General features: G+C 68.9%; 9 protein-coding genes and 1 pseudogene. 7 read left to right on the top strand and 3 right to left on the bottom strand.

Annotation, left to right across the window (positions count from 1 at the left end; all coding sequences use genetic code 11):
* A pseudogene (locus A5713_RS25640) lies at positions 1–173 on the top strand (SGNH/GDSL hydrolase family protein); the annotation flags it as partial.
* Positions 174–177: 4 nt separating this feature from the next.
* Here A5713_RS25640 and A5713_RS25635 read toward each other — a convergent pair.
* Together A5713_RS25635 and A5713_RS25630 are read right to left on the bottom strand one after the other, a co-directional pair.
* On the bottom strand, positions 178–699 hold the full coding sequence (locus tag A5713_RS25635; RefSeq protein WP_068099078.1) for a serine/threonine protein kinase: 522 nt from the start codon (positions 697–699) through the stop codon (positions 178–180).
* 65 nt (positions 700–764) lie between these two features.
* Positions 765–1,292 (bottom strand): serine/threonine protein kinase, encoded by a 528-nt coding sequence (locus tag A5713_RS25630; protein ID WP_068099077.1) that lies wholly within the window; start codon positions 1,290–1,292, stop codon positions 765–767.
* Between the two features lie 359 nt (positions 1,293–1,651).
* On the opposite strand from A5713_RS25630, the gene A5713_RS25625 reads away from it, so the two are divergent.
* From A5713_RS25625 to A5713_RS25600, 6 genes are all read left to right on the top strand, one after another.
* A complete protein-coding gene (locus tag A5713_RS25625; protein WP_067927030.1) occupies positions 1,652–1,987 on the top strand; it encodes a CD225/dispanin family protein in 336 nt (111 codons plus the stop codon).
* Positions 1,988–2,002: 15 nt separating this feature from the next.
* Complete coding sequence (locus A5713_RS25620; RefSeq protein WP_068099076.1) at positions 2,003–2,428, top strand: DUF2752 domain-containing protein; 426 nt, start codon at positions 2,003–2,005, stop codon at positions 2,426–2,428.
* Positions 2,429–2,481: 53 nt separating this feature from the next.
* Positions 2,482–3,975 (top strand): M28 family metallopeptidase, encoded by a 1,494-nt coding sequence (locus A5713_RS25615; RefSeq protein WP_067927034.1) that lies wholly within the window; start codon positions 2,482–2,484, stop codon positions 3,973–3,975.
* Complete coding sequence (locus A5713_RS25610; protein ID WP_068099075.1) at positions 3,972–5,444, top strand: M28 family peptidase; 1,473 nt, start codon at positions 3,972–3,974, stop codon at positions 5,442–5,444. The genes A5713_RS25615 and A5713_RS25610 overlap by 4 nt, the downstream gene beginning before the upstream one ends.
* A 34-nt stretch (positions 5,445–5,478) precedes the next feature.
* Positions 5,479–5,919, top strand: coding sequence for a hypothetical protein (locus A5713_RS25605; protein WP_068099074.1), 441 nt, complete (start codon positions 5,479–5,481; stop codon positions 5,917–5,919).
* Between the two features lie 68 nt (positions 5,920–5,987).
* Positions 5,988–7,445: an HNH endonuclease signature motif containing protein gene (locus tag A5713_RS25600; RefSeq protein ID WP_068099073.1), complete on the top strand. Its 1,458-nt coding sequence runs from the start codon at positions 5,988–5,990 to the stop codon at positions 7,443–7,445.
* Here the strand turns inward: A5713_RS25600 and A5713_RS28540 are convergent.
* A complete protein-coding gene (locus A5713_RS28540) occupies positions 7,442–7,948 on the bottom strand; it encodes a hypothetical protein (protein ID WP_068099072.1) in 507 nt (168 codons plus the stop codon). The two genes, A5713_RS25600 and A5713_RS28540, sit on opposite strands and share 4 nt — an antisense overlap.
* Positions 7,949–7,961: the final 13 nt, after the last annotated feature.

Raw genomic sequence — 7,961 nt, 5'->3', positions numbered from 1 at the left:
CGACCGGCTGCGACGTGGTGCGCGCCGCGGCAGCCAGCCGGGATCACCACGCGTGGTCGGCCGCCCCCTGGACCACCAGACCCGGTGTGCCGCTGCCGGGCCGGGCGGCGCCGTTGCACCCGAACGCCGCCGGCATGCGCGCCGTCGCCGAGCTGGTGGCCGCGCTGTGCTGACGGGTCAGCCGTTCGTGCGCCACCACTGGTAGAGCGCGTTGACGTCGGCGTTGGACGAGGTGAGGTGGCCCAGCACGTTCTTGGCGTCGGTGGTCCAGGTCAACGTCGCGTAGTTCTTGTAGGTGCCGCAGGCGATCTGCCCGCCCGTCTGGCCGTTCTGCTTCCAGGTCCCCGGCGACTGCCCGGCGTCCCCGCACGCGGCCAGCGACACGTCCTTGATGGTGGAACTGAACGCCGAGGCCAGATTCGTGCCGTTGGAGAAGAGGGCGTAGACACCGGAGCCCGGTCCGCTGGGGTCGGGGCTCTGCCCGCACAGCAGCTCGGCCAGTTCGCCGGATTCGGTCAACTCCTGCGGCTTGCAGTTGTTGAGGCCGTAACCCTTCGAGAGATTGGCGGCCAGCGTGTTCATGTCGGCCGCGCTGCCGGTGTTGGGTTCGGCGAGCGCGGGTGCGCTACCCGCCAGGGCCAGGCTGCCGGTGAAGACCGCCGCCGACACGGCTCGCAGCGCGATGTTGAGATGTGACATTTCGTTGACTCCCTGCGGTTGATGGATGGGTGATGCAGAAACCCGTTGCCCCCCAACTAAGAACGTCAGCCGTTGGCGCGCCACCACTGGTACAGCGCCGCGGCGTCGGTGTTGGACCCGCGGATGTAGCTCAAGATGTTCTTCGAGTCCGTGGTCCAGATGATCTCGGCGGCGTTCTGATACGTCCCACACGCCACCTGCCCGGCGTTGCCGCTGTTGCTGCCCTGGTGCCAGTTGGTGGGGGACTGGCCGCTGTCGCCGCACGCGCCCAGCACGTCGTCTTTGATGCTCGCCTTGAACGAGCCGGCCAGGTTGTCGGCGTTGTTGAACAGGATGTACTTGGCCTGGACCGGGCCGCTCGGGTCGGGGCTCTGCGCGCAGGTCAGCGACGCCAGCTCGCCGGTGGTGACGCTCTGGGGAGTGCAGTTGTTCAGCCCATATCCCTTCGACAGCGACGCCGCGAGCGTGTTGACGTCCGACGGGCTACCCGCATTGGCGGGATCCGCGGTTGCGGTGCCCGTGCCCGCTAAGGCGACAGCGCCCGCCAGCACCGCGGCAGTCGCGGTCCGCAGCGCGTTGCTGGGATGCAACATCCTGTGACTCCTAGGCGGTTGTCGAACCGGCGTCGCTCACCGGAGAAACACGCTTCCGCTAACTAGGGATCGTAGAGCTATGTCGTGACAAAGCAACACATTCCGCTGGAAATTGTCTGTCTGGGCATCCTTCTCGACGCCGCAGCGTGACGGTCACGCAACGGCCGTTCCGAAAGGTCATGACCGTCAATTGTTTTCGCGTGGCCGGCCCGCCCTGGCCGGGAAACCCTCGCGGGAGGGCGTGCGCCGCGCGCCGGCGGTTCAAAAGCGGATTTTCAAATTGCTAGTGCCGCCGCGACTGTGCTCGGGTATGGTTAGCACCGCTTCACGCCAGCTAACTTCTCGGGACTGGAGAATTCATGACCCAACCGCCGGCACCACCCCCTCCGCCGCCTGGTTATCCGCCGCAGCAGCCCGCCGGGCAGGCGCCGAACAACTACTTGGTGTGGTCGATCCTGGTGACCCTGTTCTGTTGCCTCCCGTTCGGGATCGTGGCGATCGTCAAGTCCAGCCAAGTCAATGGTCTTTGGGCACAGGGTCGTTACGCCGAGGCACAGGCATCCGCCGACAGCGCCAAGAAGTGGGTGATCTGGTCGGCCGTCATCGGTGTCGTCGTCGCCATCATCTACGGCATCTTGATGGCGGTCGGCGCGCTCAACACGAACACCAACGCGGCACTCGCCGCGATGTTCTAAGCCCGGTTCGCGACCATGGTGACCCGCCAAGGGTCGGCGCCGCAGAGTCTGGGAGCACCACTGGTGGTGGCGGCTTCCGCGACGTTGATGTGCGCCGTCATCTGGGCGGGTGACCCGACCACCCCCAACGGGCCGCTGCCGGTGTGTCCCACCAAGGCGCTGTTGGGAATCGACTGTCCGGGATGCGGCAGCCTGCGCATGCTGTATTCCCTGATGCACGGCAACCTGATGGCGGCCGCCAGGTTCAATGCGTTGGGCCTGGCGGCCGTCGTGCTGTTGGTGTGGGCGTACCTCGCCTGGACCTATGGACGCCTGGCGGGCAGGCGAGTCCGCAGCTGGCAACACCGCCGCTGGGCCGCGGCCGTGACGCTGGTGCTGGTCGCGGCGTGGTTTGTGGTGCGCAACATTCCCTTTGCGCCGTTCACTGCGCTCTACGTCTGATACCGCCGTGTCCTGATCCCGGCCGCTCGCGACGCGGTCTAACCTGGGGCGCGATGGTGAAGAAACGCGCGACGATCCCGGCGGCGCTTGTCATGGTCGTCCTGACCGCATTCTCGGCCGGCTGCTTTCACCGCCACGCGCAACCGGCGACCGGTAACCCGGACGCGGTCAAGTTCGCCGGCGCGTTGCACGACAAAGTCACGACCGACGCGATGATGGCCCACCTGGCAAAGCTGCAGGACATTGCCAACGCCAACAACGGCACCCGGGCGGTGGGCACCCCCGGTTACGAGGCCAGCGTCGACTACGTGGTAAACGCGTTGCGCGGCAGCGGTTTCGACGTGGCCACCCCCGAGTTCTCGGCGCGGGTGTTCCACGGGGACAAGCCGGTGGTGACGGTCGGTGGTGTGGAGGTGGAGGCGCACGCGCTCGACTTCAGCCTCGGCACCCCGCCGGACGGGGTGAGCGGGCCGCTCGTGGCCCTGCCCGCCAGCAACGCTCTCGGCTGCGCGGCGTCGGATTACGGGAACCTGCCGGTGCAGGGGGCCGTGGTGCTGGTGGACCGCGGCACCTGCCCCTTCGCCCAGAAGGAGGACGTCGCGGCGCAGCACGGCGCGGTCGCGATGATCGTCGCCGACAACGTCGACGAGCAGAAGATGGGTGGCACCCTGGGGCCCGACACATTGGTCAAGATCGCGGTGGTGGGCGTGACCAAGTCCGTGGGCGTGCAATTGCGCACCCGGCCCGGGCCCGCCACCATCAAGCTGAACGCGAGCGTGCAGAGCTTCAAGGCCCGCAACGTGATCGCGCAGACCAAGACGGGGTCGACGGCCAACGTCGTCATGGCGGGCGCACACCTGGACAGCGTGCCCGACGGGCCGGGCATCAACGACAATGGCTCGGGGGTGGCGGCCGTGTTGGAAACCGCGCTGCGGCTGGGGAGTTCGCCGCAGGTGCGCAACGCGGTGCGGTTCGGGTTCTGGGGTGCGGAGGAACTCGGCCTGATCGGATCGCGCGACTACGTCGAGTCGCTGGACCTGACCGCGCTCAAAAGCATTGCGCTGTACCTGAATTTCGACATGCTCGCGTCGCCCAATCCCGGCTACTTCACCTATGACGGGGACCAATCGCTGCCTGCCGACGCCCGCGGTCAGCCGGTGGTACCCGAGGGGTCGGCCGGCATCGAGCGCACGCTGGTGGCCTACCTGAAGTCCGCCGGGAAGACCGCGCAGGACACGGCGTTCGACGGCCGCTCCGACTATGACGGGTTCACCCTCGCGGGCGTCCCCGCCGGCGGCCTGTTCTCCGGCGCCGAGGCCAAGATGTCCGCCGAGCAGGCCAAGCTCTGGGGCGGGACGGCCGACCAGCCTTTCGACCCCAACTATCACCAGAGGACCGACACCCTCGAACACGTCGACCGGTCGGCACTGGGCGTCAACGGCGGCGGCGTCGCCTACGCCGTCGGTCTCTACGCCCAGGACATCGGCGGTCACAACGGGATGCCCACGATGGAGGACCGCACACGTCACGTCCTTACCAAGCCATGACCCGCCGTCTGGGGGTGACCTTGCTGCTCGCGGCCGCGCTGCTGGCCGGATGCTCGTCGCCCCGGCCCGGATCTCCCTCTGCCGCACCGGATCTGGGCCGCGCCCTGGCGGCGAAACTGACCGCCGACGGGATGCTCGCCCACCTGCGCGCGCTGCAGCACATCGCCGACGCCAACAAGGGCAACCGGGCGGACGCCACCCCGGGCTACGACGCCAGCGTCGACTACGTGGCGAAAGCCTTGCGCGACAGGGGTTTCGAGGTGGTGACGCCCCAGTTCGACCGGCTGTACACCGTCTCCCCGGGCAGGCCGGCGATAACGGTCGCCGGCCGAGGTTACACCGTCGACCAGGCCTCGTTGCTGGTGCAGACACCGCCCGGCGGCCTGACCGGCCAACCGGTCCGGCCCGGCCAGCCGTCGGGCTGTGCGGCCGGCGATTACCCTTCCGCGCTGCCCAAGGGCTCGATCGCCGTCGTCGACGACGCGCGTTGCTCGGTGGTCGACAAGCAGAACGCCGCGGTGGTCAAGGGCGCGGCCGCCCTGGTCGTGCTCAGCGCGCCGTCTGGGCAGGGCGCCCCGCCCACGTTGTTCACGCCAGGCTACTTCAAGCAACTGACCGTGCCGGTCGCGGTGGCCGGTCCCTCCGTCGCGGCCGCGCTCGCCGGCGCGAGCGCGCCCGTCCACCTGGTGCTCGACGCCCGTAACATCACCATCACGTCGCGAAACGTGCTGGCGCAGACCAAGACCGGGTCGCCACACGAAGTGGTCATGGTCGGCGCGCATCTCGATGGCCCGCGCGGCGGCCCCGGCATCAACGACGACGGGACCGGGGTGGCCGCGGTGCTGGAAACGGCGCTGCAGCTGGGCCCCCTGGCGCCGGTGAACAACGCGGTGCGGTTCGCGTTCTGGGGCGCCGACGAAGACGGGCTCAACGGCGTCATGGACTACGTGTTCGGCATGAACGTCGACCAACTCAACGACATCGCGATGTACCTCAACTTCACCGCGCTCGGATCTCCCAACGCCGGTTTCTTCACCGACGACGGCGATCAGTCCGGGCCGCCGGCGCCCGGGATCACCTACGCGGACGTCCCCGACGGGTCGGCCGGCATCGAGCGCACCCTGGCCGGGTATCTGAACCTGGCCGGCAAGCGGCCCGCCGACATGCCGCTGAGCACCCTCGCCGACTACCATCCCTTCATGGTCGCGGGCGTGCCGATCGGGGGCTTGACCGCCGGCTCCACGCAGCAGAAGACGACGGTGCAGGCCCGACTATGGGGCGGGCAAGCCGGCGTCCCGTTCGACCCCAATTACCAGGGCCCCCGCGAGACCGTCGACAACATCAACCGGGATGCGTTGGCCGTCATGGGTTCCGGCGCCGCCTACGCGGTGGGCAGCTACGCCCAGTCGATCGGCGGCGTCAACGGCGTGCCGCCGCACGACAAGCGGCATCGGACCCGGGTGCCCTGACGCAATCGGACTCTCGTCCTGTGAGACTGGGTCGGTGACCATCGCAGCTACCGTGCTCGCCGTCCTGGCCGGTGTGCACATCCTCGCCAAGTTCACGTTCTTCATGCTGCCCTACCGGCGTCGCCGCGCCGCGCTGGACAAGGCCTACGGCGGCAAGGTCCGGGCGACGGCGAAATCGGATGCGGCGTCACTCATCCTCGCCGCCGCGATGGTGATCGTGCTGTTCCTCGCCGGGGTGAAGCCGGTGAGTTTCCTCATCGGGCTGTGGGTCGGCGCGACACTGATCCAACTGTATTTTCATCAGTTCTACGAACCGTTGACCCGCGAGCAGGAACCCCCGTCGCCGGCCGGGCCGATCAAGGTCATGTCCTATGCCATCGAAGCCCGGCCGTGGCGACCGTGGCCCGAAATCGTGATGCTGGCAGCGTTGGTGGTCGCCGCCTTCGTCGCGATGGGCTTCGGCGGGGGAGGCTGACGCTGGTTATCCACAACCGGCGGCATCGGGCGATACGCGCGTCGGCCCGTCCGGCTATTCTCGAACCTATGTTCGATACCCGCGTGCACGAGTATTGGGAGCCCCCGCAGTGCGAGCGGTCGCGCGCGCTGGTGGACCGGATGTGCGCGTCGTGGCGACTGGAGGCGCAGGTGGTGGCGGATCGGTTGGATGCCATCGGGGACCTGTTCGAACTGCGCCGTGCCCAGTGCGGTGAGGAGTCGGATTGGGCGGTGGACACCTGGGCGGCGGTGGGTGCCGAGGTGGCCGCGGCCTTCCGCGTCAGCTTGGCCATGGCGGGCAGCTTCATGAAGTACGCGCTCGCCATGCGTCAACGACTGCCACGGGTGGCGGCCGTGTTTCGGGCCGGCGGCATCGGTTTTCGGCTGTTTCAGACCATCGTGTACCGCACCGACTTGATCACCGATGCCGCCGTGTTGGCCGCCGTGGACGCCGAGCTGGCGATGCGCGCGGCGCGGTGGCCCTCGATGACGCGGGGCCGGCTGGCCGGCGAGGTGGACAAGATCGTGGCCAAGGCCGACGTCGATGCGGTGCGCCGCCACGACCAGTCCCGGGCCGAGCGTTGCGTCGGGATCGAGGATCTCGAGGGCGGCATGTCGGAAATCCACGGCAGCCTGTTCAGTCCCGACGCCCACGCCTTGGACAAGCGGTTGAATGCGTTGGCGGACACGGTGTGTGAGCACGACCCGCGCAGCCGCGACCAGCGGCGCGCCGATGCGCTGGGAGCGCTGGCGGCCGCGGCGGATCGGCTGGGCTGTCGCTGTGGGCGCGCCGACTGTGCGGCCGGAAAGCGGCCGGCGGCAACGCCGGTCGTCATCCATGTCGTCGCCGAGCGGGCCGGCGTCCGGGGCCGGGGGTCGGCTCCGGGTTCGGAGCTGGGCGCCGACGGGCTGATCTCTGCCGAGCTGATCGCCGAGCTGGCCCGGTCGGCGCGGCTGGTGCCGCTGAGCGTTCCGGCGCAGGCCGAACCGCGCTACATGCCCTCGACCCGGCTGGCCGATTTCGTGCGGTGCCGGGATTTGACGTGTCGGGCGCCGGGGTGTGACCGTCCTGCTGCCGACTGCGACATCGACCACACGATCCCGTACTCCGATGGTGGTGTGACGCATCCGTCGAACCTGAAATGCCTTTGCCGCCAACATCATTTGCTGAAGACGTTCTGGGGCTGGCGCGACGAGCAATTGCCCGACGGCACCGTCATCTGGCGGCTGCCCGACGGACACCGCTACGTCACCACCCCCGGCAGCGCGCTGCTGTTCCCGACCCTGTGCGCGCCCACCGGCGACGTGCCCACTCCCGCCGAGCGGGAGTGCTACGGCGAGCGCACGGCAACGATGCCGCTCCGCACCCGCACCCGCACCCGCGCCCGGAACCGGGCCCAGCGCATCGCCACCGAACGCCAGTGGAACCGGCGGCGCCGCTTGGCCGCCCACGCTTCACCCGGGGGCCCCGCGCCACCGGACGACGACGAGCCGCCGCCCTTCTAGGGCCTGCGCGGCCCCATCATCCCGCCGCAACCCATCCGGCCCTGACCCATCATCTGCTGCATCATCGCGGGCATGCCTTCCGCGACGAAGCCGGTGACCTCCCGCGCGTGCGCACCACCACCGAATCGGCGTCGCCGGACCTGGCGGCCCAACTGCAGGCGCATGTTTCGAGCATGTACGCCCACCTCGATCAGGGCACCGAAGTCAGCTGCATGAGCCAAAGTCTGCCGACCCTTTTCCGGCAGGTCCGGCGACGCCGATTCGGTGGTGGTGCGCACGCCGCCGGGAATGTCCTCGACCACACGGTCGATTTCGCTGTGCCGCATGAACATTTCCATGTAGCGGCTCATGTCCATGTGGCCGGCGCCCATGAAACCGCCGCCGTCGGTGAGGCGTACGGCCATCGACTGAAGGCCGCGCCGCAGCAATCCCAACCCCAGGATGCTGCCCGCGCCGAGAGCGCCGAAGGCGGCGAGTGCCGCCCGCCGCGTCAACTCAGCCATCGCCGCATCCTTT

It is taken from the genome of Mycobacterium sp. E2497 (genome assembly GCF_001668695.1).
Taxonomy (GTDB): Bacteria; Actinomycetota; Actinomycetes; order Mycobacteriales; family Mycobacteriaceae; genus Mycobacterium.
The sequence above is the reverse complement of the archived record's forward strand: the minus strand, read 5'-3'. Positions and strand labels throughout refer to the sequence as shown.